Source organism: Massilia sp. Soil_C_3 (genome assembly GCF_057657035.1).
Genome location: NZ_JBDGJG010000005.1, coordinates 354,803 through 377,936, shown reverse-complemented (window position 1 = coordinate 377,936; position 23,134 = coordinate 354,803). Strand labels below are relative to the sequence as shown.

At 66.7% G+C, this 23,134-nt stretch carries 16 protein-coding genes; 7 read left to right on the top strand and 9 right to left on the bottom strand.

The window, feature by feature from the left end; genetic code table 11:
- Positions 1-127 precede the first annotated feature (127 nt).
- On the top strand, positions 128-1,072 hold the full coding sequence (locus tag AC3A6F_RS12295) for a 2-hydroxyacid dehydrogenase (RefSeq protein ID WP_487681049.1): 945 nt from the start codon (positions 128-130) through the stop codon (positions 1,070-1,072).
- A 7-nt stretch (positions 1,073-1,079) separates the two neighbouring features.
- On the opposite strand, the gene AC3A6F_RS12290 is transcribed toward AC3A6F_RS12295, so the two are convergent.
- On the bottom strand, positions 1,080-1,808 hold the full coding sequence (locus tag AC3A6F_RS12290) for a siderophore-interacting protein (RefSeq protein WP_487681047.1): 729 nt from the start codon (positions 1,806-1,808) through the stop codon (positions 1,080-1,082).
- 114 nt (positions 1,809-1,922) lie between these two features.
- On the opposite strand from AC3A6F_RS12290, the gene AC3A6F_RS12285 reads away from it, so the two are divergent.
- Positions 1,923-2,321, top strand: coding sequence for a MarR family winged helix-turn-helix transcriptional regulator (locus AC3A6F_RS12285; RefSeq protein WP_487681045.1), 399 nt, complete (start codon positions 1,923-1,925; stop codon positions 2,319-2,321).
- A 19-nt stretch (positions 2,322-2,340) separates the two neighbouring features.
- On the opposite strand, the gene zwf is transcribed toward AC3A6F_RS12285, so the two are convergent.
- The 5 genes from zwf to AC3A6F_RS12260 all read right to left on the bottom strand — a co-directional run bounded on the left by zwf (position 2,341) and on the right by AC3A6F_RS12260 (position 11,644).
- Positions 2,341-3,819, bottom strand: coding sequence for a glucose-6-phosphate dehydrogenase (zwf, locus tag AC3A6F_RS12280; RefSeq protein WP_487681043.1), 1,479 nt, complete (start codon positions 3,817-3,819; stop codon positions 2,341-2,343).
- 192 nt (positions 3,820-4,011) lie between these two features.
- On the bottom strand, positions 4,012-6,963 hold the full coding sequence (locus AC3A6F_RS12275; protein ID WP_487681041.1) for a TonB-dependent receptor: 2,952 nt from the start codon (positions 6,961-6,963) through the stop codon (positions 4,012-4,014).
- Between the two features lie 184 nt (positions 6,964-7,147).
- The gene (locus AC3A6F_RS12270) at positions 7,148-9,013 is read right to left on the bottom strand and encodes a glycoside hydrolase family 28 protein (RefSeq protein ID WP_487681039.1); all 1,866 of its coding nucleotides are present in this window, start codon (positions 9,011-9,013) and stop codon (positions 7,148-7,150) included.
- 9 nt (positions 9,014-9,022) lie between these two features.
- Positions 9,023-10,234 (bottom strand): DUF4861 family protein, encoded by a 1,212-nt coding sequence (locus AC3A6F_RS12265; RefSeq protein WP_487681037.1) that lies wholly within the window; start codon positions 10,232-10,234, stop codon positions 9,023-9,025.
- A gap of 12 nt (positions 10,235-10,246) precedes the next feature.
- The gene (locus AC3A6F_RS12260; protein WP_487681035.1) at positions 10,247-11,644 is read right to left on the bottom strand and encodes a glycoside hydrolase family 88/105 protein; all 1,398 of its coding nucleotides are present in this window, start codon (positions 11,642-11,644) and stop codon (positions 10,247-10,249) included.
- 165 nt (positions 11,645-11,809) lie between these two features.
- On the opposite strand from AC3A6F_RS12260, the gene garD reads away from it, so the two are divergent.
- From garD to AC3A6F_RS12240, 4 genes are read left to right on the top strand one after another with little or no spacing between them, the layout of a single operon-like run.
- Complete coding sequence (gene garD, locus AC3A6F_RS12255; protein WP_487681033.1) at positions 11,810-13,351, top strand: galactarate dehydratase; 1,542 nt, start codon at positions 11,810-11,812, stop codon at positions 13,349-13,351.
- Positions 13,352-13,376: 25 nt separating this feature from the next.
- Complete coding sequence (locus AC3A6F_RS12250) at positions 13,377-14,210, top strand: NAD-dependent epimerase/dehydratase family protein (protein WP_487681031.1); 834 nt, start codon at positions 13,377-13,379, stop codon at positions 14,208-14,210.
- Positions 14,210-15,085 (top strand): aldose 1-epimerase, encoded by an 876-nt coding sequence (locus tag AC3A6F_RS12245; protein ID WP_487681029.1) that lies wholly within the window; start codon positions 14,210-14,212, stop codon positions 15,083-15,085. Before AC3A6F_RS12250 ends, AC3A6F_RS12245 begins: the two co-directional genes overlap by 1 nt.
- Positions 15,082-17,514, top strand: coding sequence for a family 43 glycosylhydrolase (locus AC3A6F_RS12240; protein ID WP_487681027.1), 2,433 nt, complete (start codon positions 15,082-15,084; stop codon positions 17,512-17,514). Before AC3A6F_RS12245 ends, AC3A6F_RS12240 begins: the two co-directional genes overlap by 4 nt.
- 6 nt (positions 17,515-17,520) lie before the next feature.
- Here AC3A6F_RS12240 and AC3A6F_RS12235 read toward each other — a convergent pair whose 3' ends face one another.
- From AC3A6F_RS12235 to AC3A6F_RS12225, 3 genes are all read right to left on the bottom strand, one after another.
- Positions 17,521-20,619 carry a pectinesterase family protein gene (locus tag AC3A6F_RS12235; protein ID WP_487681025.1) on the bottom strand — a complete coding sequence of 1,033 codons (3,099 nt, stop codon included), beginning with the start codon at positions 20,617-20,619 and terminating at the stop codon, positions 17,521-17,523.
- On the bottom strand, positions 20,616-21,332 hold the full coding sequence (locus tag AC3A6F_RS12230; RefSeq protein ID WP_487681023.1) for a rhamnogalacturonan acetylesterase: 717 nt from the start codon (positions 21,330-21,332) through the stop codon (positions 20,616-20,618). The genes AC3A6F_RS12235 and AC3A6F_RS12230 overlap by 4 nt, the downstream gene beginning before the upstream one ends.
- 74 nt (positions 21,333-21,406) lie before the next feature.
- The gene (locus AC3A6F_RS12225) at positions 21,407-22,102 is read right to left on the bottom strand and encodes a FadR/GntR family transcriptional regulator (RefSeq protein WP_487681022.1); all 696 of its coding nucleotides are present in this window, start codon (positions 22,100-22,102) and stop codon (positions 21,407-21,409) included.
- Between the two features lie 188 nt (positions 22,103-22,290).
- Here AC3A6F_RS12225 and AC3A6F_RS12220 point away from each other — a divergent pair, with 188 nt between their 5' ends.
- Positions 22,291-23,019 carry a FadR/GntR family transcriptional regulator gene (locus AC3A6F_RS12220; RefSeq protein ID WP_487681021.1) on the top strand — a complete coding sequence of 243 codons (729 nt, stop codon included), beginning with the start codon at positions 22,291-22,293 and terminating at the stop codon, positions 23,017-23,019.
- The last annotated feature ends 115 nt before the right edge of the window (positions 23,020-23,134 follow it).

Here is a 23,134-nt window from a genome sequence, read left to right as displayed (position 1 = left end):
TGTACGAATAGATATAGCCGGAGCGGAAGGCAGCGGCGTCGGGAAAGCGGCCGGCGACCGGCGCATGAGCTGCTCCTCTGGCATACTCGACTTATCCATATTGAGCGACAAGGCAGGGTATTTACCGATGAAACCAGAGATTCTCGTGTTGGGCGGCGTGTGGTCGCCGGAGGTGCGCGCACAGGTGGAACAAGCGTTCCAGTGCCATTTTGTGCCGGCGATTCCGGCGACCGGAGACCCGGATTTCCAGCACATCGCCGGCGGCATCCGCGCCGTCCTCACCACCGGTACGCTCGGCGTGACGCCGGAGCTGGTGGCCAGCCTGCCGGCGCTCGAGATCGTGTCGGTGCACGGCGTCGGCGTCGATGCGGTGCCGCTGGCGCTGCTGGCGGACAAGGGCATCCACGTCAGCAACACGCCCGACGTGCTGACCGACGACGTGGCCGATTTCGCCGTCACCCTGCTGTTGTCGACCGTGCGCCGCCTGCCGCTACTCGACCGTTACGTGCGCGCCGGCGGGTGGCCGGCCAAGGCGCCATTGACCCAGGCCCGCAGCCTGAAAGGCAAGGTGGCGGGCATCGTCGGCTTCGGCCGCATCGGCCAGGCGGTGGCGCAGCGTTTGCAGGGCTTCGGGATGGAGATCCGTTACCACCAGCGCAGCCCGGGGCCGGCGCCCGAACAGCGCAGCAGTTCGCTGCTGGCGCTGGCCGAGGAAAGCGATATGCTGGTGCTGTGCATGCCGGGCGGCCCGGAGACCCGGCACATGATCGGGCTGGACGTGATCGAGGCGCTGGGCCCGGAAGGCACGCTGGTGAACATCGCGCGCGGTTCGGTGGTGGACGAGACGGCGCTGGTCGCGGCCCTGCGGGATGGCCGGCTCGGCGCGGCCGGGCTCGACGTGTTCGAGGACGAGCCGCACGTGCCGGAGGCGCTGTTCGCGCTCGATAACGTGGTGCTCACGCCCCACGTCGGCAGCTTCACCGTTGAGGCGCGGCGCGCGATGGGGCGGCTGGCGGTGGCAAATCTGCTGGCCCACTTCGATGGCGAGCCGTTGCCGACGCCGGTGGTCTAGCCGGGCTTCAATCCAGATGCGCGTGGTGATCGGCCACGCCCTGCTTCCAGTAGGCCGAGATTCGTGCAGCCTGGCGCGGCAGGCCCTTGTCGATCAGCAGCTGGCGCACCTGGGCCATCAGGGCGGCCTCGCCGCCGCCCCAGGCCAGGCCGGCGCCGCCTGGCATTGGCAGGTCCTTCAGCACCTGCAGCAATTCCTCGTTCGACGCCACCCAGTGGACGTAGGCGTTGGCCTGGGTGGCGAACTCGCGGCGGTCGGCCGCATCGACCAGCAGCACGGCCTGGATCCGGGCCGCGGACGGCAGTTCTTCCAGGCGCCGCGTCACCGCCGGCAGCGCGCTGGCGTCGCCCACCAGCAGGTGCCAGTCCATGACCAGGGGCAGGATCATCGAGCCGCGTGGCCCGCCGATGATGGCTTTCGATCCGACCGTGGCATTGCGCGCCCATTCGGCCGCGCCGCCATGGCCGTGCAGGGCGAACTCGAGGTCGACCTCGCAGGCTTGGCGGTCGAAGCGGCGTGGCGTATAGTCGCGCCGAACCTGCTGGCCGCCCGCGTCGTCGAACATGAACTTGACGTGGTCGTCGAAGGACAGCGACGTGAAATCCGAGAGTGCGGCGCTCTTGAAGGTGATGCTGGCAAAGCCGGGGCTGAGCTGCTCGATGCGCGCAACCTCGACCTCGCGCATCTTGAGGTCGTGGCGAACGCGCTCAATGGAGGGAATATGGGATTCAGACATGCTACACTCCAGCATTAGTTGATAGTGTCCACTATTATGCAAAAAGAAGTTGATAGAGTCAACCAAATCCAGGGCAGCCGTGCGGACGATCCCCTGGAGACGATGCACGCGATCGTGCATCTCTACCGTTCGCGGCAGCTGCGCGGCCTGCGCGGCGGCCCGCACGAGCTGGCGCATATGGAGATGAAGGCGCTGGGGTATTTTGCGCGCCATCCCGGCGCCACACAGAGCGATCTGGTGGCGCATTCGGGAAGGGACAAGGCCCAGGTGGCGCGCCTGATCCGGGCGCTGCGTGAAGCGCAGTTGCTCGAGGCGGCCGCCGACGAGCAGGACCGGCGCAGCACGCGGCTGACGCTCAGCGCGGCCGGGCAGGAGGTGTTCGCGGGACTGCACCGCCAGAGCGGCGCCTTGGGAGCGGTTGCGCTCGCCGGGCTGTCCGACGATGAGCAGTCCCAGCTGACGGTGCTGCTGGCGCGGGTGCGCGCCAATCTGGAAGAAGCGCGGGCGGACTGAACCGCCCGTTCAAACAGGCTTACTCGACCCAGCCGAAGCCGTCGCGCGCCAGCAGCGCGAACGATTCCGCCGGGCCCCACGAGCCGGCCGCATACGCGTGCGGCTTCTCGTTCAGGGTTTCCCAGCCATTGATGATCGGCTCGACCCATTCCCACGCCGCTTCGAGCTCGTCGCGGCGCATGAAGTGGGTCAGGCGGCCGCGCACCACGTCGATCAGCAGGCGTTCATAGGCTTCGGCGCGGCGCTGCTGGAAGGCCGATTGCAGGTCGAGGTTGAGCGCGACCTGCTGCATCAGCATGCCGCTGCCGGGCTGCTTGGCAAAGAGCTGCAGCTTGATCGCTTCTTCGGGCTGCAGCTCGATCACCAGGCGGTTGGCGACGCCGCCGGGGGTTTCCGGGAACAGCGGGAATGGCGGATTGGCGAACTCGATCACGATCTTGGACGAGCGGCGGGCCATGCGCTTGCCGGTGCGCAGGTAGAACGGCACCTTCGACCAGCGCCAGGTATCGATGTGGGCGCGCAGGGCCACGAAGGTCTCGGTATGGCTGCCTGCCGGCACGTTGCTCTCTTCGTGGTAGCCCTTGACTTCCTGGTTGCCGCTCACGCCGCGGCTGTACTGGCCGCGCACCGTGTCGCGCGCGATGTCGGCCAAGGTCATGCGGCGCAGCGAGCGGATCACCTTGAGCTTCTCGTCGCGCACCGCGTCCGGCGACAACGAGGTCGGCGGCTCCATGGCGACGATGCACAGCAGCTGCATCAGGTGGTTCTGCACCATGTCGCGCATCGCGCCGGCGCTGTCGTAGAAGCCGGCGCGGCTGCCCACGCCGACTTCTTCGGCGACCGTGATCTGCACGCTCGCGATGTTCGGCGCGCGCCACAGCGGTTCCAGGATTGAGTTCCCGAAGCGCAGCACCATCAGGTTCTGCACCGTTTCTTTACCCAAGTAGTGGTCGATGCGGTAGATCTGCGATTCGGCGAAGTGCTTGCCGACCGCCTCGTTGATCTCGACCGCCGAAGCCAGGTCACGGCCCAGCGGCTTTTCGAGCACGACGCGCGCATTGGCGTCGACCAGGCCGGTGGCAGCCAGCTTGTCGCAGATGGTGGTGAACAGCGACGGCGCGGTGGCCAGGTAGAACACGCGTTGGGCGCCATCGCGCGAAGCATCGCGCAGGGTGTCGAAGAGCTCGGCGTTCGAGACGTCCAGGCGCACGTAGACCAGCAGGTCGAGAAAGCCCGCCCAGCTCTTCTCGTTGAAGTTGGCGGCGCTGATGAAGGAGCGCGAATGTTCCTCGACGAAGGCCAGATAGGCGGCGCGATCGTAGTCCTGGCGGCCGGTCGACAGGATGCGGGTCGATGGCGGCAGGTTCCCGTGCAGGAAGGCCATGTACAGGGCGGGCAACAGCTTGCGCATGGCGAGGTCGCCCATGCCGCCGAAGATGGTCATGTCGAGGGGAAGGCCGTCATTGTGCTGATTCGCTTGCTCGTTCGAGGTGCTCATGTCTCTTTCGCTGACAGGTTGTATAGATCGCTTGCGCCGTGCGCTCGCCTGAAATGGTCTTTGATTGTAGCTTACATGACCGAATAAAGTCTGGCAAAAGCGGCAAGCTTGCCATTGTCGGCGCACCAGCGAAAGGCCGAGCGAAAAAAAGCCCGCGCAAGCGCGGGCCGCAAAGCCACCAAGAGATCGTGCTTAGAACTTGTAGCGCAGGCCGAACAGGTATTCGCGACCGGTCACGTTGTTCACCACTACGCTGTCGCGCTGGCGGCTGATGAACTGGTCGTTTTCCTCGTTGGTCAGGTTGACGCCTTCGAGCGTGAACTCGAGGTTTTCATTGACCTTGTACGACAGCGACAGGTCGACGTTGAAGGTTTCGTTCTTGCCCTCGACGTCGTTGTTGTTCTGGCCCGGCACGCGGGTCACGAAGCCCGAACGCTTGGCGCCCGAGACGCGTGCGCTGAACTTGCCGTCGTCATAGAAGAAGGTGGCGTTCCACGACTTCGGCGACAGGTTCAAGAGGTCGTCGGTGATGGTGGCGCCGCCGGTCGGCGAGACCAGGTATTCGATCTTCGAGCTCACCTTGGTGTAGTTCAGCAGGGTGCCGAAGTTCTTGCCCCAGCCCGGCAGGAAGGTGAACGGCTGCTGGTAGCTCAGCTCGAAGCCCTTCAGCTTGCCGCCATCGGTATTGACCGGCAGCGTCTGCTGGAACACTTCCTCACCCGTGAAGTTGGCCGGCAGCAGCGACATCGGCAGGCCCGAATCCCGGAACGCCACGTTGGTGCGCAGGCTCTGGATATAGGTGTCGATGTTCTTCTGGAACAGACCCAGGCCGACGAAGGCCTTGTTGGCGAAGTAGTACTCGAAGCTGCTGTCGAAGGTCTTGGCGCGGAACGGTTTCAGGAACGGGTTGCCGGAGTTGATCGACAGGTTGCCGGTGGTGGCGATGCTGCCCCCCGGTGACAGGAAGCCCAGCTGCGGACGGGTCATCACCTTGGCCGCGCCGAAGCGCACGATGAACTCGTCGGTCACGTTGGCGGTCAGGTTGAACGAGGGCAGGGTGTCGGTGTAGTCGTGCTCCACTTTCACCGCGGTGCCGCCGCCGGCCGCCTGGTAGCCGATGGTTTCGAGGTCGGTCTTCACGTAGCGCACACCGATATTGCCGCGTACCGGAATATTCCACAGGTCGTGGCGGAACTCGCCCATCAGGTAGACGCCGTCGCTCTTTTCGGTGACCGAGCGGTTGTTGCCGCGCGCATTGCCGTTCTCGATCGACGACAGGGTGAAGTCGCCCGGGCCGCCGGCAGGACCGCTCTTGATGCAGTTGCAGTAGATGTCGTAGGCGGCGGCAATGGCCGCCAGGTTCGGCATCACCCAGCCGGTGGCGTTCCCGGCCGGCATGCCGAGCTGGCTGCCAAAGCCGGTCATGTTCGAGGTCAGGCCGGTGGCGCCGGCCGGTGGCGCGAAGATCGTGTCGTTCTGGTTCACGCGGCGGAACTCATAGGTCTCCGACGTGTACTTCTTGCTGTTGACGCCGCCCTTGAAGGTCAGGCTGTCGCTCGCTTCCCAGGCCAGGTCGAACTGGGCGACGTTGTTGACGTTGTCGGTGCCCTGCGGACGGATGCGGATCTCGCTGGTAGTGGTGTTCGGCACGGTCGTCGGCTGGGTGCCGCCGGCGACCTGCGGCACGCCGATCAGGCCCAGCGGGCCGCCGTTGACGTCGAACGGATACGTGATCAAAGGACGGCGGCTGTCGCGACGGAAGTCGATGCTGTAGCCATCCACGTTCAGGGCGTCGAGCGTGACCGTGGTCTGGATCGGATTGCGGAACTTGGATTCGGCGCGGCCGTACTTGGCGCTCATGCTCCAGGTGTCGGAGAGCTTGTGTTCCAGGGTCAGCGTCGGCTGGGTGAAGGTGGTCTTCAGTTCGTCGAAGCGCTGCTCGGAACGGATGTCGACGTTGTTGTAGCGGCCGTACAGCAGCGAGCCGTTCGGCGCGTACTGCGCTTCGAGCACGCCGACCTGCGGCTTGCCGCCCTGGCTGGCGCTGCGGCTGAACGACGTCGCCTGCAGGAAGTCTTCCTGGCGGGTCGCATCGAGCTTCGAGTACAGCATGTCGAAGGTCAAGAGGGTGCCGCGTTGCGGACGCCATTGCACCGAGCCGGTCAGGCCCAGGCGGTCCTGGTCGTGGGTCAGGCGGCCGTAGCGCGGCAGGCGTGGATGGAAGTTGTTCGGGTCGCTGGCCGCGTTGTAGGCGGCGATGTTCTCGGGCGTGCCGGGCAGGCGCTCGGCGCCCTGGGCGGCCGGGCCGCAGGTGGTCGCCGTCGAATTGCTCGGATTGGCGACCATCCCTTGCGGCGCGCACCAGCCTCCCGAGGATGGGCCGTTATCCCAGCGCACGGTGCTGAAACCGTCTTCCAGCACGCGGCGTTTCGAATAGGCGCCCGAGAACAGCACGCCGACCTTGCGGTCGAAGAAGGTGTTCGAGATCATGAAGGCGGCGCGCGGATCGGTTTTCTCCGAGCCGTCGTTGTATTTGCCCTTCAAGGCGACAGTGGCGTTGAAGCCGCGCAGGTCGAATGGACGCAGGGTCTGCAGGTCGACGGTGGCGCCGAGCGAGCCTTCGTCGACATCGGCCGAGGAACTCTTGCGCACTGTCAGGGCGCTGAACAACTCGGACGCGAACACATTGAAGTCGAAGCCGCGGCCGCGGTTGGTGCCGCCCGAGCTGTCGGTGCCGCCGGTGGTGGCCAGGCCCTCGATGCCGTTGATCCGCACGCGGGTAAAGTCCTGGCCCAGGCCGCGCACCGTGATGCTGCGGCCTTCACCGGCATCGCGGTCGATCACGACGCCCGGCACGCGCTGCAGCGACTCGGCCAGGTTCGTGTCCGGAAACTTGCCCATGTCTTCCGACTTGATGACGTCGACGATGCCGTTGTCCTGGCGCTTGGCGTTCAGCGCGCTTTCCAGCGAGGCGCGCAGGCCGGTCACGACCACGGTTTGCGCATTGGCCGTTTCGGCGCCAGCTGACGTGGCTGCCACTTCCTGGGCGAAAGCCGGGCCGAGCGAGAGTGCCGATACCGATGCGGTGCCGAGCAGGCACAGGGTAAGTTTGCGCAGGACTGCGCGGTGGGGGTTGTGGTTCATTTTGTCTCCATGCGTTTTTGATCCGGTGGACTATGAACATGTCCGCCGCCGCTACTTTGTGATTATTTGGTCCCCCCGGTGTTAATCCCGGTGGTCAGGCCAGTTGTTGAATTCTATGTCAACTTTTGCGTTTTTGGTCAGACCAATTAAAAAATATTTTTCAACTGGCCTGACCTGTTGCAAGTCAGGTCTTTGTCGACAAGACCTGCTTGTAGCGCTTGCCGCCGATGGTGACGTTGTCGAGCGTGATCTCGGCGGCGTTGTGGATGAACCACGGCTGCTTCGTGTTGGCGGGCGTGCCGAAGTCCGAATCGCTGATGCGGATGCGCGCGATCGGCGGGATCGGCGCGCCAGGCTTGCCGTTGAAGCTCGACGCAACCGGTCCCAGCAGCATGAAGGCCTGGTAGCACGAGAAGCTGCCCTTGCCGGTATCGACATTGCTGGCGCGGACGTTGCGGATATCGATGTCCGACACTTGCGGCGGCCGGATACGCATCGTGTCGTCGCCCGGCACGTAGTCGCAGTCGATGGTGACGATGGCGCCGGCGCTCGAGGCCACCGGCGCCTTGATCTCCGTGGCGCCGGGCAACGGCTTGTACAGCATCGGCTCAACCGAGACGCCATGCGGCAGGGTGACGTCGCGCACGTACAGGTGGCGCAGGAAGCCGCCCCGGTTCATATTCGTCTTGAGCCGGATCGCCGTGTTCAGCGGATCGTCCTTCCAGTGGATATTGCGGAACTCGAGCTTCTCGGCGAACACGTACTCGATCCCGCCGGCCATCTCGCTGCCGAGGGTGACGCCGCCATGGCCACTGTTCATCACGCAGTTCTGGATGACGATATTGCGGGTCGGGCCGTGCTGGGTGTCGAGGTTCTTGCCGGCCTTGATCGCGATGCAGTCGTCGCCGTTGTTGAACAGGCAGTCGTCGACCAGCACGCCGTCGCAGGCTTCAGGATCGAAGCCGTCGCTATTGGGCCCCAGGCTTTCCATGTTCACGCGCCGGATCAACAGGTCGCGGCAGTTCACCGGGTGGTGCAGCCAGAACGGCGCGGCATTGACCTGGTAACCCTGCAGCAGCACTTTATTACAGCCGATCAGCTCGATCATGCACGGGCGCAGGTAGTGTCCATGGCCGAAGACCCGTCTCTCCACTGGCACGCCGGCTTCGGACAGCGCCGGCAGGTAGCGCGAATCGGTCTGCCAGCGATCTCCCTCACCCTGGATGCTGGCCTGGCGCCGCGCATCGATGCCGGGGACGACCTTGTCGAGCGGCGGATTGTTCGGATTGGCGTAAACCTCGGTGCGCTTGCGTACTGGCTTGCCCCGTCCCTTCCAGTCCCACCAGCATTCCGGCCCTTCGGCGAAGCCCGGCTCGAACGGCACGCCGCCCTGGCCATTGAGGATGCTGGTCCAGTCCTCGCCGGTGAGGGCGATATTGGTCTGGTTGATCGCGTACACCATCGGCGAGTAGTTCAGGCAGTCGTTGCCCTGCCAGCGCGACAGCACCAGCTTGCCGTTTTTTCCGCAATCGTGTTCACCGTGGCGCGCGTAGTGGGCCGGATTGGCGGCGAAGTGCACACGCGCGCCGGCTGCCAGGTGCACGTGCACGTTCGAGCGCAGTACGATCGGGCCGGCGCAATACCACTCTCCCTTCGGGATCACGACCCGGCCGCCACCCTTGGCGTGACAGGCCGCGATCGCGGCGGCGATCGCTGGATAGCAGTTCGGGGAGCCCGGCGCCGGTGTGTCGAGGATGCCTTCGACCAGCGATTCGGTCTGGCCCTTCACCTTGACCAGCGTGCATGGCTTGGCGCCGTGGTCGGTGATCGGGAAATCCTCGTCGCGGAAGTTCAGCGGGGTGGCGAATCGGGCCACGATGGCGGCTGCGCGCTGCCACGGATCGGCCGCCTTGGCTGCGGCGGTCGTCAATGCACCCGTGTTGGCCAGCGCGCCGGCCTGGTGCGCCGCAGCGGTCTTGACGCCGCCCAGCATCAGCGAGGCGGCGGGGACGGTGCGCAGCAGGGCGCGGCGTTTTGCGTGAAAAGTCATCGAGATCCTTTACTTCGCAGGCTGGATGGTCACGCGCACCGGGCTGGCGTCGCGCGCGGCGATGTCCTGCGCCTGGCGTTCCCATTGAGCGCGGCTGGTGATCTCGCCAGCGCGGCTCCAGGCGGCGCCGGCGTAGTAGCGCAGTGGCTGGCCCGGCGTGGCTTTCGCGAACACCAGTTCGTTGAGCGAATCCTGGCCGAAGCCCTCGGCGGTCGGCAGTACGATCGCGGTGCCGAAGGCGTCATTGCTCTTCTGCTCGACCCATTGCAGCAAGACCTTGCCGTCGCGGCCGACCGTGATCTTCGGATCCTGGCCCTTGTCGCCCGGCGTCTTGTTCAGGCCCACGGCCACCGTCAGCGGCGCAGCATCGCTGGTAGTGAAGGTGCTGTCGATGCGGTCCAGCCAGTGGCCTGCGTCGACCGTGAAGCGCTTGACTTCGCTGACCTGGCGGCCGCCCGCATCCCATGGCGCATAGTGCAGCTCGAATACGGCGCGGATGGGGCCATTCGCCAGGATCTTGTAGCTGGCGTAGTTCACGCCCGTGTACAGCGTCTTGCCATCCCAGATGCCGGTGCCGCCAGCCCCGCGCGACTTGCCGACGTTGTACATGTCCATGCCTTCACCCTGGTCCTTGTGGTAATGGTCATGGCCCTTGTTGTACCAGCGGTCGACGATCGGGTAGTCCACCCGCTTGAACCAGATATCCAGGCCGCTCGTCACCAGCACTTCCTTGACCACACCGGCGGGCGCCGGCGCCGCCAGTGCCGGGCCATAGGTGCGGTGCGCGACCTTGTCGTTCTCCCAGGCGAAATCGTCCAGGCGTTCCGGCACCTGGCGCGCGAACGCCTTGATCGGGAAGGGCGGAGCCACACCAATGATGCGCTCGACGGTGAAGCTGGCGCTCTTTTCGCCAGCGCCGAAGCTGTGCTGGAACAGCAGTTCGCCGTAGGCGACGCCTTCGTTGTTCGGATCCTTGGCCTGCGGGGCGACGTTGGTCACCTGGTGCGGCAACACGCGGCCACCCGCGTCCTTGACCGCGATCTTCTGCACCATCGCGCCCGGCATGGCGGCATTGACCTCTTTCCACGGGATCGCAATGGTCTCCGATGGCCGCGCGATCGTCAGGTCGTGCTGCACGGTGACCGCGAATTTGTCCTGGGCCTGCGCCTGTGCCTGCGCGAGCGCCGTCCCCAGCATGGCTGCTAGTACGAGTCGTTTCATCTTGTCTCCCGATTAGTGGTGTTCGCGGTAGTCGGTCTGCCCGCCCTTGGGCATGTAGTGGTAGGTGCGCACCTTATGCTGCACCTCGAAGGCGGGATTCTTCACCAGGCGGATGATCTCGGCGCCGGCCATCAGCATCGGACCGTAGCCGTGCAGGGCATCGACGCTGGTCGGGCGGTGGTAGTAATAGACCATGTCGCTCGCGAGCGTCGTGCCCACGCAGGTGCCTTCCACCTGGCCCAGCGAATTGATGCGGGTCGACAGTGCGCTCCAGCCGGCCTGGGCAATCGAACCATAGGTGGTCGGGCTGACCCAGCCTTCATTCACGGCGTGTGCGAACACATAGGTGAACATGGCGCTGGCCGAGGTCTCCAGATAAGAGTCGTTGCGGTCCAGCATCTGGTGCCACATGCCGCTGCCGCTCTGCAGTTCAGCGATGCCCCTCAAGGAAGCGCGCAACTGGGCCAGTACCTTCGGATAGCCCGGATGATCTTTCGGCAGCACGTCGAGCAGGTCGGACATCGCCAGCACCGCCCAGCCGTTGGCGCGCGCCCAGTAGAAGCGCGGCGCGTCCTGGTGGTTGGCGTGCCAGCCGTGGGTGTACAGGCCCAGCTGGGGGTTGAACATGCGGCTCGACATGCCCAGCACGTTGTTGACGGCGTCGTCGAAGTGCTCGCGCTTGCCCGTCAGGCGGCCCATCTCGGCCAGCGCCGGGATGCTCATATACATATCGTCGGCCCACAGCGAGACTTCCTGCGGACGCTTGCGCGCCATGGTGCCGTCCTCCAGGCGGAACTGGCGCTTGGCGACCCAGTCGCTGCAGGTGTCGATCATGTTCTGCAGATCGGGACCGACCTTGGCCAGGCGGGCGCGGATCAGGGCCGCGCACATGGAGCCCGTGTCGTCGAGCGAGCGCGGATCGAGGAAGCGCGAAAAACTGTTGCCCCGCTCGAGCTTGAACTTCTGCTCCTGGGCGCGGAAATAGGGGAGGGTGTCGTTGAAGAACTGGAAGTGGCGGCGCGTCATGCCGGTGAAGCCGTTGTCGCCGGTGATCTGGGCAGCCTTGATCAGGCCCGAGTGGACCACGCCCATTTCGTAAACCTGGATGCCATAGTCGCCGGCGCTGCGCTCGAACACCGCGTCGGCGTTCGGGGTCCTGAGGTCGGTAATCGGCTGGCCGGTGCGCTTGCTGACGACGCGGGTTGGCGTGGCGCGGTCCATGAAGGAGCGGATCGATTGCAGTTGGGCCGTCACCTCGGCCACGACCGGCATCTTGTAAGGGATCGGGTAGGTCCCTTCACCCGGGTCGCCCAGGTTGGTGTTGTCGGGATTACGGTACTTGCCCTCGGCCAGGGCGGGTCCGCAAGCGAGCGCGCAGCCCAACAGGGCTGCCAGCAAATGCAGTTTCATGTGTCTCCAATCGGCGTTGTTGTGTTACCCGTGTTGCTTAAACTTCAGGTACTGCTCTTTTGGTCAGGCCATTCTAATTTGGTCAGACCAAAATCGCAAGGTGGACTAGCCACTTTCGATTTTTGTGTGGCATACTGAAAAAGAACTTCCAGACAAGGCAGACCCATGAACCAGCTCGTCCCCCGTACCATTCGCATGCAGTCCAGCGACAACGTAGCGATCGTCGCCAACGATGGCGGCCTGCCCGCCGGCACCGTGTTGGAGGGCGGCCTGGTGCTGGTCGAAGGGGTGCCGCAGGGGCACAAGGTTGCCTTGGTCGACCTGGTCGATAAGGACCCAGTGATCCGCTACGGCGTCGTGATCGGGTATGCCAATGGCGCCATCCCGCGCGGCAGCTGGATCTCGGAGAAGGTGCTGCACATGCCGGCCGCGCGTTCGCTCGACAACCTGCCGATCGGCACCCATGCCGTGACCGATTTTCCGCCGCTGGAGGGCTTCACCTTCGAGGGCTACCGCAACGCCGACGGTTCGGTCGGCACCCGCAACCTGCTGGCGATCACCAGCACGGTGCAATGCGTGTCGGGCGTGATCGAGTATGCGGTCAAGCGCATCCGCGACGAACTCCTGCCGCGCTATCCGAACGTCGACGACGTGGTGTCGCTCGAACACATCTATGGCTGCGGCGTCGCGATCGACGCGCCAGGCGCCGAGATCCCGATCCGCACGATTCGCAATCTGTCGAAGAACCCGAATTTCGGCGACGACGTCATGGTGGTGAGCCTGGGCTGCGAGAAGCTGCCGCCGACGCGCCTGTTCCCGGCCGGTTCGATCCCGATCGGCTCGGCCCAGCCCTCGGTCGTGACGTTGCAGGACCAGCAGCACGTCGGCTTCATGTCGATGATCGACAACCTGATGGCGACCGCCGAACGGCACCTGCAAAAGCTGAACGCCCGCCGCCGCGAGACCTGCCCGGCATCGAGCCTGGTGGTAGGCGTGCAGTGCGGCGGCAGCGATGCGTTCTCGGGTGTCACCGCCAATCCGGCGGTGGGCTACGCGACCGACCTGATCGTGCGCGCCGGCGGCACCGTCATGTTCTCCGAGACGACCGAAGTGCGCGACGGGATCGACCAGCTGACCGCGCGCGCCGCGACGCCGGAAGTCGCCCAGGCCATGGTGCGCGAGATGCAGTGGTACGATGACTACCTGGTGCGGGGCGGTGTGGACCGCAGCGCGAACACGACGCCGGGGAACAAGAAGGGCGGCCTGTCCAATATCGTCGAAAAGGCGATGGGATCGATCGTCAAGTCGGGCAGCACGGCCATCACCGGCGTGCTCTCGCCCGGCGACAAGCTCGCGCAGAAGGGCCTGATCTACGCCGCCACGCCGGCCAGCGACTTTATTTGCGGTACGCTGCAGATGGCCGCCGGGATGAACGTCCACATCTTCACCACCGGCCGCGGCACGCCTTATGGCCTGGCCGCGGTCCCGGTGATCAAGATGGCGACCCGTTCCGACCTGGCGCGCCGCTGGCACGACTTGATGGACGTCGACGCCGGCCGCATCGCCACGGGCGAAGCGAGCATCGAGGACGTGGGCTGGGAGCTGTTCCGCCTGATCCTCGACGTGGCCAGCGGCCGCCGCACCTGGGCCGAGCAGTGGAAACTGCATAATTCGCTGGCGCTGTTCAATCCGGCGCCGGTGACGTAAACAATAAAGATAGAGGAGTGGTGGAATGACCGACGCAGTTGGCAGTACGAAGAAGATTGGCAAGCCGTTCAAGCGCATCCTGCTGACCGGCGCCGCCGGCGGCCTGGGCAAGGTGCTGCGCGACCGCATCAAGCCGTGGGCCGAGGTGGTGCGCCTGTCGGACGTGGCGGACATGGGAGAAGCGCGCGAGGGCGAGGAAATCGTCCAGTGCGACCTGGCCGACAAGGAAGCGGTGATCAGGCTGCTCGAAGGCGTGGACGCGGTGCTGCACTTCGGCGGCATCTCGACCGAGAAACCGTTCGAACCGATCATGCAGGCCAATATCCTCGGCGTGGCCAACCTGTACGAGGCGCTGCACAAGGCCGGCACCCGGCGCGTAGTGTTCGCCAGCTCGAACCACGCCATCGGCTACCACCGCACCACCGAGGTGCTCGATGCGAATTCGCCGACCCGCCCGGACAGCTACTATGGCCTGTCGAAGGTGTTCGGCGAACAGATGGGGCGCTACTACTTCGACCGCTTCGGCATCGAGACCGTGTGCATCCGCATTGGCTCGAGCTTCCCGGAGCCGGCCAACAAGCGCATGATGAGCACTTTCCTCTCCTACGACGACCTGACCGAGCTGTTGCGATGCTCGCTGTTCGCGCCGCGCGTCGGCCACACCATCGTGTACGGCCAGTCGGACAACGACAGCACCTGGTGGGACAACCGCCTGGCCTCGCACCTGGGCTACAAGCCGAAAGACAGCTCGAGCAAGTTCGCCCACCTGTTCCCGGACACCTCCGAGTTCCCGGCCCAGGATGACGTGACCACGATGTACCAGGGCGGGAAGTTCCTGCTCGACGGTCCGCAGTACTGATGCTGAAGCGCCTGCAGCTCGAGAACGGCCGCCTGCGGGCCGACGTCGTGCCGCAGGCGGGCGGCGGCCTCGGTCGCCTCGACTGGCTTGGCGGAGCGTCGGCGCAACCGCTGTTGCGGGCGCTTCCGGCGAATACGCAAGACGTGCCGCTGCCTTCCCAACTGGCGTGCTTTCCCCTCCTGCCTTGGTCGAACCGCATGTCGCCATCGGGCTTCGTATTCGATGACCGGCGCCACGTGCCGGCGCCGAACCGCGCCGGTGAACCCTGTCCGATTCATGGCGACGGCTGGCAGCAGGCGTGGGAAGTGGCCTCGTACACGTCCGATTCAGTGCAGTTGCGGCTCGAGCGCCATGCCGCTTCGCCGTTTTCCTACGACGCCGCATTGCGCTACACACTCGAAGGCGATGCGCTGGTCGTCGAGCTGGAAGTGCGCAACGCCGGGGAGCACGCCTTGCTGTTCGGCCTCGGCCTGCATCCATGGCTGCCCGATCCACAGGGGGCGCGCCTGCGCGCCAGGGCGAGCCAGGTGTGGCTGGCAGGCGCCGACAAGCTGCCGTCGATGCGCAGCCACCTGCCGCCGGACTGGGATTTCACCGATCCGGCCCGCCTGCCCGGGAACGGCGTCGACAACGTCTTCGAGGGTTGGGATGGGGCTGCCCACATCACCTGGCCGGCGCGCAGCGTAGGCCTCGTCATCGAGACCGACATGGATTACTTCATCCTGTACGCGCCGCCCGGACGCGACTTCTTCTGTTTCGAACCGGTCGACCACCCGATCAATGCCCACAATCTGCCGGGCTATCCGGGCCTGAGCATCCTGGCGCCGGGCGCGAGCTTGCGCCGGCGTGTCGTGTTCCGGGGCAGTGCGCTGTGAGGCGCTGGACGCTGGCGCTGTTGCTGCCATTTGCCGCGACGAGCGCGCAGCCGCAGCCTCAGGCCTACAACGCCGAGACCACTTACCGCAAGCTGGCGGCTGACTATCCGTTCATCCGCATCGCCGCCGCCACGGCGCCAGCGCCGGTCCAGGTGCGCAAGGACGTCGTCTACGCGCGGCGGGGCGACACGTCCCTGGCGCTCGACCTCTACCTTCCTGCACCAGGCAAGAAGCCGGCGCCGCTGGTCGTGCTGATCCACGGCGGCGGCTGGCGTAGCGGCGACCGTAGCGAGATGGCCCCATTGGCGGCGCGGCTGGCCGCGCGTGGCTATGCTGCCGCCAGCGTCAGCTATCGCCTGTCGGGCCAGGCACCTTACCCGGCGGCGATCGACGACGTCAGGCAAGCCGTGGGCTGGCTGCAGGCGAACGCCGGGCGCTTCGGCGTCGACCCGGCGCGCGTGGCGATCGCAGGCGGCTCGGCCGGCGGGCAGATCGCGGCCCTGGTTGGCATGACGGATCACGGCGCCATTCGGGCGGTCGTGAATATCGATGGCCTGTCCGACTTCACCTCCAGCGAAGCGCTGCGGCACGAGGACGATCCAGCCAAGAACCCGTCGGCGGCCGGCGCCTGGCTCGGCGGCCGTTACGCCGAGCGGCGCGAGACCTGGCACGCTGCCTCGCCGATCGCGCATGTGGACATGGCGAGCCCGCCGGTGCTGTTCATCGTGAGCGGCGCGCCGCGTTTTTCGGTCGGCCGCGAAGCGATGACGGCGAAACTCCAGAGCCATGGCGTCCTGGCCGAGACCGTGGCGCTGCCTGGCACGCCGCACGCGTTCTGGCTGTTCGATCCGTGGCTGGCGCCGACCGTCGATGCGATGGATGGTTTCCTGGGCCGCGTGCTGGGTCCGCAGCGTGCGCGCGCGCCATGGTCGCCCGACCTGGGCAATGGCCGCTACCGCAATCCGATCCTGCACGCCGACTATTCCGACCCGGACGTGATCCGGGTGGGCGACACCTATTACATGGTGGCGTCAAGCTTCGCCAATGCGCCCGGCCTGCCGCTGCTCACGTCGAAGGACATGGTCAACTGGGAGCTGACGGGCCATGCGCTGCCGCGCCTCGTGCCTGAGGCGGCGTTCGCGACGCCCCAGCACGGCAAGGGTGTCTGGGCGCCGTGCCTGCGCTACCACGACGGCAAGTTCTGGATCTTCTATCCCGATCCCGACCAGGGCGTGTTCGTCACCACGGCCACCAGTTTCAACGGGCCATGGAGCGCGCCGCACCTGCTCTTGCCCGGCAAGGGCATCATCGACCCGACGCCGCTGTGGGACGACGACGGCAAGGCCTGGCTCCTGCACGCCTGGGCCAAGAGCCGCGCCGGAATCAACAACGTGCTGACGCTGCGCCGCATGGCGCCCGACGGCCGCAGCCTGCTCGACGACAAGGGCAAGGTGGTCATCGACGGCAATCGCCTGCCGGCCTACCGCACACTCGAGGGCCCGAAGCTGTACAAGGCCGACGGCTGGTATTACGTGTTCGCCCCGGCCGGTGGCGTCGAGCATGGCTGGCAATCGGTGTTCCGTTCGCGTTCGATCGAGGGACCCTACGAGGACCGCATCGTACTGGCCCAGTCCACCACCGACATTAACGGTCCGCACCAGGGCGCCTGGGTCAGGACCCCGCAAGGGACGGACTGGTTCTTTCACTTCCAGGACAAGCGCGCGTACGGTCGCGTGGTGCACCTGCAGCCGATGCGCTGGCAAGATGGCTGGCCGTTGATCGGGGAGCCGTCAGGCGCGCCTGGTGTCGGCCAGCCAGTGCTGGAGCATGCCAAGCCGGTGGCCGGCGCCTTCCCACGACGCGAGCCAGCGGCCGGCGACGAGTTCGACGGATCGGCGCTCGGCCCGCAATGGCAATGGGCCGGCAACTGGAAGGCCGACTGGTATGCGCTGGGCGGCGGCATGCTGCGCCTGAACGCCCAGCCGCCGGCGCCACTGCGCCAGCTGGCGTCGGTGCTGACCCATAAATTCGTGGCCCCGGGCTTTAGCGCGACGGCCAGTGTGCGCCTGGACGCGGTGCGCGATGGCGACCAGGCGGGCTTCGGCGTCGCGGGGCTGGCCGACAGCTGGTTCGGCCTGCGCCGTGTCAAAGGGGGCACACGGATCGTCATGATGCGCTGCGGCGAAGGTGGACCGTGCGTGGAAGACGTGGGCCCGGTGTTGCCGCGCCCGGAAGCGCGGCTACGGATCGACGTCACCGATGGCGCCAGGGTGGCGTTTTCGTACAGCGCGGATGGCGGACGCTTTGTGCCGCTGGGCGCGCCGTTCGAGGCGCGCATGGGGCGCTGGGTCGGTGCGCAGCTGGCCTTGTTCGCCACCGGGGAGCCGGGCGCGCGGGCCGAGATCGACTACGTGCGGATCACGCCCTGAATCGGCTCAGGGCTGGGGATTCCAGCCTTGGCCGCCATTGAAGCCGCCAAAGATGGCGCTGCGCGTCGACAGGCGGCGGGCTTCCTCGTCACTCATGCGGTATCCGCCGAAGTGCAAGGGCGTCCCGTCCAGCGTTAGATTCCCGTGTTCGCGCCAGCCCGACGTGGCGTCGCCGGCGCGCGGATTGGGCTCCGGCTTGCGCAGCCAGGCGTCGGCGGCAATATGGCCATCGACCGTATTGCCGATGAAGACGACGTTGTCCCAGGTATGCGCGGTGCCCGGCGAACGCGCCAGATAGGCGCTGCCCGCCGGTGGCCGGTTTCCGGCAGGCCCGGGACCCTGGGTCAGCCGCGAGCGCAGGAAAACGAAGCCCGGGTCGCCCCGCGTCACGGTCCTGGCCTGCACCAGGTAGCCGCCGTTGTCCGTCGCCGCGCTGTCGCCGACGCTGCGGATCTCGCTTTCCTCGAACAGCGCGGCGCGGTTGTTCCCCCAGATGAAATCGACGTTACCCTCGACCAGCGAGCGGTAGATCCAGGCGTAGCCGGTCAGTTGCAACGTGTCCTGCTCGCTGAGGAAGGCCGCATTGCGAGCGATGAACCTGCCTTTGGCGTTGCTGAAGAAGAGCGTTTCGGCCTGCGCCGAGTGACCGTCGCTGCGGCGCGTCGTGTTGTGAAGCGTCAGGTCGCGGATCTCGAGCAGGTCGCTGGCCTGGGCCAGGAATAGCGCGCGTCCGTCGGAACCCGGGTTGCGCGCATCGCTGTTGGCGGCCCGGATGATGGTGGCCTCGCGACTTTGCCCGCGCAGCATCAGGCGGTCCTTGTCGCGCAGGTAGAGTAGCTCCGGATAGACGCCGTCGCGCACGTTGACGGTTATCGGCTTCTCGCGCGGCAGCGTCATCGCGTGATCGAGGGCGCCCTGCACGGTGCGGAAGTCGGCGCGGCCATCGTCATCCACTGTCACGCTGTCGCCGACCGGCGGATAGGGTTTGGTGCGGAAGGTCCAGCGCGCTCCCTTGAACGCGGGGTCGCGCAGCAGCGCCGGATCGACCACGGCCTCGTATTCGACGCCGTAGTCGAGCTTGAGCGGCAGGCGCACGCGCATGTCATTGCCTTCGACCGCAATCGCATGGTGGCGCAGCTGGCGCTGCTTCCCGGCTGGCCCGAGTGCGATGACGGTCTCGCCGGGCCGGATCGTCGCGAGCCGCGCGCCGTCATGGCGCCGCACGATGCGTACGCTGCCGGCGCCGCTCAGGACCGGAGGACGGTCGAACGTCATCAACAGCGGCGTGTCCGGCGGGACGCCGCGCTCGGCATGCGCCGGGCGCAGGTGGGCCGCCGGCAGCGCCGTTCGACGGGGCCCGGCGAATGGCTTGCCTACTTCCAGCGCGAGCGCAGTCTGCTGCCAGGCCGGGTCCGGGCCGCCGGCGGTGATGGTGGCGCGCCCGGGCTTGTGCGGCGCGACCAGCAGCCGGTCGTCCGAGATGGTGGCCGAAGCGATGTCCGGATTGCTGGAAGTGACAACCGTGGCCTGTCCCGTGACGATGATGTGCTCGGCCGGATCCCCGGCCTGCAGCGCAAACGTGTTTGTTCCAAGCAGCAGGGCGATGCGCTCCGCAGGCAGGCCGGGCGGTCCGTCGCGCAGGTCGAGAAGGATATGTTCGGCGGCATCCCAGGCCGCCGGCGCGCTGGCCGTCAGCGGCGCGACCTGGCTCGAGGTGACCCGTTCGCCATCGACCCAGGCCGACAGCATGCCGGCGTGGCTCTCGACGCGCAGCACCAGCGGTGTACCCGCCAGCGGCGCGCGCCGCCTTACCTGCTTGAGGCGCACCGGTGCGCCGCCGCGTGCTTCCAGCAGCTCGACCTGCAGCGTGGCGCCGTCGTCGATGGCGCGCACGCTGGCGCCTTGCCAGCCACCCTGGTCGTCGCGCCGCGCCTGCAGGACGAAGGGCGCAGCGCCGCCCTTCAGCACCAGACGTGCCTCGACCACGCCGTCCACCCGGTCGACGGGGCGAGGCCCGGCATGGGCGAGCACGTGGCGCGGGACCTCATGAGCGGGCAGGGCGTCAAAGCGGTAGGGGACGCGCCAGCCGGCGTCGCCGCCATGCGGGCAGCCGGTGAGCGGCTGGCCATTCAGGGCCGACCCCTGGTCGACATGGACGCCGGCGCTGCCGCCTGGCGCGCGCACCACCTGTGCGCAGGTCGTCGCACCCAGGATCTCGTAGGCATTGGCATGCGTGATCACGTGGGCTTCGGTGCCGATGCCGACGCTGTAGGCGTGCGCATACACGGGATGCTTGCGGTCGCCGACGTGGTAGTTGTTCAGCAGGTGCACCTGGCCGTAGCGCACGCGCGGCGCGCGCTCGCTGACGTGCTCGAACAGATTGCCCTTGAAGGTCACGCGCAGGTGTTCCCGGTCGCCTTGCGCGCGGTCGCTGCCGCCTACCAGCGTGTTCTTTTCGTGCTGCGCGAAGCGGTTGTAGGTGACGCTGACGAAGTCGGAACCATTGGTGATGTCCAGCGCGCCGTCGTGGCACTGCTTCGGCATGCCGTTCTCCACCGGCTGGGTATCGTCCGTGACCGGCGCATCGGTAAAGCTGTTGTGGTCGATCCAGACGTGGCGCGCGTTCGAGACGCTGATGCCGTCGTAGCGCGAATTCCAGTTGCCCTTGACGCCATCCTGTGGATCCCACTTGGGGTCGACGTCGCAGGGATTGCGCAGCTCAAGGTTACGCACGATCACCTGGGACACCCCCGATACGACCAGGCTGGCGTTGACGAAGCCGGCACCGGGCGTCACGCCGAGCAGGGTGGTGTTGGCGGGAACGCGCACCACGCCGCGCCGCCCCTGGTCCGCGCTGTCTTGAAAAGGTGCGCCTGCGCTCATATCGATGCTGGCCGCGACGCGTACGATGCGGGCCGGCGCCGGGGCGCGGAGCGCCGCCAGTAATTCGTCCGGACTGCGCACCGTGTAGACGTAGCTCGGCGCTGCCATGGCGCCGCCGCGTGTGCCGCCTTCCTGGGCGGCCCAGCCGTCGGAGGGCGCGTGCTGTCGCTCGCTGACGGCGCCGGCGAGCGCCAGGGTGAGTGCGGCCAGCGCGGCGCTCATCGTACGCTCCCGAATGCGGCGCCCATGCCGGGCGCCTGGCGCCGCAACGCGCGCGCCATCATGTTCCCATAGCGTTCGGCGCCGACCGGCCCGACGTGCGTATGGTCGAAGTTCGCGCCGGCGCGGGCCAGCGCGTCGGCCTGCCGCGGCCCCATGGCCTGGACGTCGGCCATCGACAGTGCGTTCAGGTCGACCAGCGCGGCCTTCGTCTCGCGCGCCACCTGGCGTACTGCGGCCGACCACGGGGCGAGGTCGTCATGCACCCAGAAGCCGCGGAAGCCGCGCCGGGTCAGCGGCGTCACCAGCACCGGAATGCCGCCGGCGGCGCGTGTCTCCTCGACGTAGCGCCGCATATTGGCGGGGAACTCGTTCACGTAGTCGGTCGAACGCCCCGGTTTGCCCGGCTGGTCGTTGTGGCCGAACTGGATCAGGACGTAGCTCCCCCTGAACGCATCGCCAGCGCGCAGCAGGGATAGCACCTCGTCCCAGCGACCTTCGGCGCGGAAGCTCCCGGAGCTGCGGCCACCGCGCGCCAGGTTGTGGCAGGCGGCGTCGGGACTCAGGCGGGCGCACAGGGCGTCGCCATAGCCGGTGCTGCTGGCCATGGTGGAGTCGCCCACGAGGATCAGGCGCAGCGGCTTGTCGGGAGCGGCGCCGGCGCCGGTCGCAAGAAAGGCCAGCAGCAAGGGAAGGACGCGAAAGCGAAACGGCATGGCAAACTCCAAAGGGTTTGCCGGATTCTATTTTGGCCTGACCAATTAAGCAAGCGGTCAGGCCATTCGCGCATTCAGCCGCGCGAGAAGGTGCGCGTCACGCGCTCCAGGTGGGCGCGCATCGCAGCGCGGGCAGCGGGCGCGTCGTGCGCGGCGATGGCAGCCAGGATGTTGCGGTGGTCGATCAGGGTCTGCTTGCGCAATTCCTCGGTCTGGAAGTGTTCCTTCAGCTTGTGCCACAGGCTGCCGCGCTGGGCCCACAGGTACTCGATCACGCCCACCATGGCGGTGTTGCCGGTGGCGCGCGCGAGCGCCAGGTGGAAGTTGCGGTCGGCGTTCTCGTTGCTGGCGCGGTCGTCGTGCTGGCGCTCCATCTCTTCGACGGCCTTCAGGATGGCGTCGATGGCCGAGTCGGTGGCGTTCTTGGCGGCGAGGGCGGCGATCTCGGATTCAATCATGCGACGCGCCGCCAGCACCTCGAACGGGCCGGGGCCGGCTTCCGGCACGTCGGACGGCGCCACCGCCTTCTCGCTCACATAGACCCCGGAACCTCCGCGCACCTCGACGATGCCGGACAACTCCAGCACGATCAGCGCCTCGCGCAGCGAGGCCCGGCTCACTTCGAGCTTGGCGGCCAGCTCGCGCTCGGCCGGCAACCGGGTGCCGGGTTGGATCTTTTCTTCCCGGATCAGCTCCTGGATGCGCGCGGCGACGACGCGGTACAGGCGCGGCTCCTGGCCTGGCTCGGCGGTTGCTGGGACTTTTTTCATGTGGCGGGGGTGCTGTCGGCGTGATGACCGACGGGTAGGTGACGGTCAGACGATTCTAATTTGGCCAGACCAATCCCGCAAGGTGGACATACCAATGATGCAAGAAAAGACGTCTGCTCATAAGATGTCTGACAACTTGTGCTGCGGTATAATCAGTGGACTTCTTTTCATTTTCTTACTAGGCAATCATGGTACTCCCGCAGCGCAAGCACCGCAGTCTGGCACAGGGTGTGGTCGAGCAGGTCAGCGGCATCATCCGCGACGGCATGCTCAAGCCGGGCGACAAGCTGCCCACCGAAGCGTCCCTGATGACGCAGTACGGGGTCAGCCGCACCGTGGTGCGCGAGGCGATCTCGCACCTGCAGGCGGCCGGCCTGGTGCAGACCCGGCACGGCATCGGCACCTTCGTGCTCGACCGGCCGCAATCGGGACTCGGCCTGGATGCCGAAAGCATCCTGACCCTGCGCGACGTGCTGTCCATCCTCGAGCTGCGCATCGGCGTGGAGACCGAGACGGCGGGCCTGGCGGCAGTGCGCCGCAGCGAAGACCAGGTCGACGAGCTGGCCGGCGCCTTGCTCGAGATGCAGCAGGCGATGGCCGAGGGCAGGTCGGCGGTGGACGCCGACAAGCGCTTCCACCTCTTGATCGCCCAGGCCACCGGCAACCGGTATTTCGCCGACATCCTCGAGCAGCTGGGCAATGCGATCATCCCGCGCGCGCGCCTGGACACGCCCAAGCTGGAGCAGGACAAGCCGGCCGATTTCCTCGAGCGCGTCAGCCGCGAGCACGACGATATCTTCCGCGCCATCGAGCGGCGCGACCCGGAGGCGGCGCGCGCGGCGATGCGCACCCACCTGTCCAACAGCCGCGAACGCCTGCTGCAGGCGCAGCGCCGCCTGGAAGGGGCCCTCAACTAGAATTAGCCGCACATTTTGCTTGCGGCCGACTTCGCTAGGTTGTACGATGACTTACAACTTGATTTTGGCATATGCCTGATCGCACGACTTTCGTCCAACACTAGACCTACGGAGA

Coding starts and splice junctions, on each gene's coding strand:
- AC3A6F_RS12295 (WP_487681049.1), top strand. CDS start 128: ATGAAACCAGAGATTCTCGTGTTGGGCGGCGTGTGGTCGCCGGAGGTG.
- AC3A6F_RS12290 (WP_487681047.1), bottom strand. CDS start 1,808: ATGTCTGAATCCCATATTCCCTCCATTGAGCGCGTTCGCCACGACCTC.
- zwf (WP_487681043.1), bottom strand. CDS start 3,819: ATGAGCACCTCGAACGAGCAAGCGAATCAGCACAATGACGGCCTTCCC.
- AC3A6F_RS12275 (WP_487681041.1), bottom strand. CDS start 6,963: ATGAACCACAACCCCCACCGCGCAGTCCTGCGCAAACTTACCCTGTGC.
- AC3A6F_RS12270 (WP_487681039.1), bottom strand. CDS start 9,013: ATGACTTTTCACGCAAAACGCCGCGCCCTGCTGCGCACCGTCCCCGCC.
- AC3A6F_RS12265 (WP_487681037.1), bottom strand. CDS start 10,234: ATGAAACGACTCGTACTAGCAGCCATGCTGGGGACGGCGCTCGCGCAG.
- AC3A6F_RS12260 (WP_487681035.1), bottom strand. CDS start 11,644: ATGAAACTGCATTTGCTGGCAGCCCTGTTGGGCTGCGCGCTCGCTTGC.
- garD (WP_487681033.1), top strand. CDS start 11,810: ATGAACCAGCTCGTCCCCCGTACCATTCGCATGCAGTCCAGCGACAAC.
- AC3A6F_RS12250 (WP_487681031.1), top strand. CDS start 13,377: ATGACCGACGCAGTTGGCAGTACGAAGAAGATTGGCAAGCCGTTCAAG.
- AC3A6F_RS12245 (WP_487681029.1), top strand. CDS start 14,210: ATGCTGAAGCGCCTGCAGCTCGAGAACGGCCGCCTGCGGGCCGACGTC.
- AC3A6F_RS12235 (WP_487681025.1), bottom strand. CDS start 20,619: ATGAGCGCCGCGCTGGCCGCACTCACCCTGGCGCTCGCCGGCGCCGTC.
- AC3A6F_RS12230 (WP_487681023.1), bottom strand. CDS start 21,332: ATGCCGTTTCGCTTTCGCGTCCTTCCCTTGCTGCTGGCCTTTCTTGCG.
- AC3A6F_RS12225 (WP_487681022.1), bottom strand. CDS start 22,102: ATGAAAAAAGTCCCAGCAACCGCCGAGCCAGGCCAGGAGCCGCGCCTG.
- AC3A6F_RS12220 (WP_487681021.1), top strand. CDS start 22,291: ATGGTACTCCCGCAGCGCAAGCACCGCAGTCTGGCACAGGGTGTGGTC.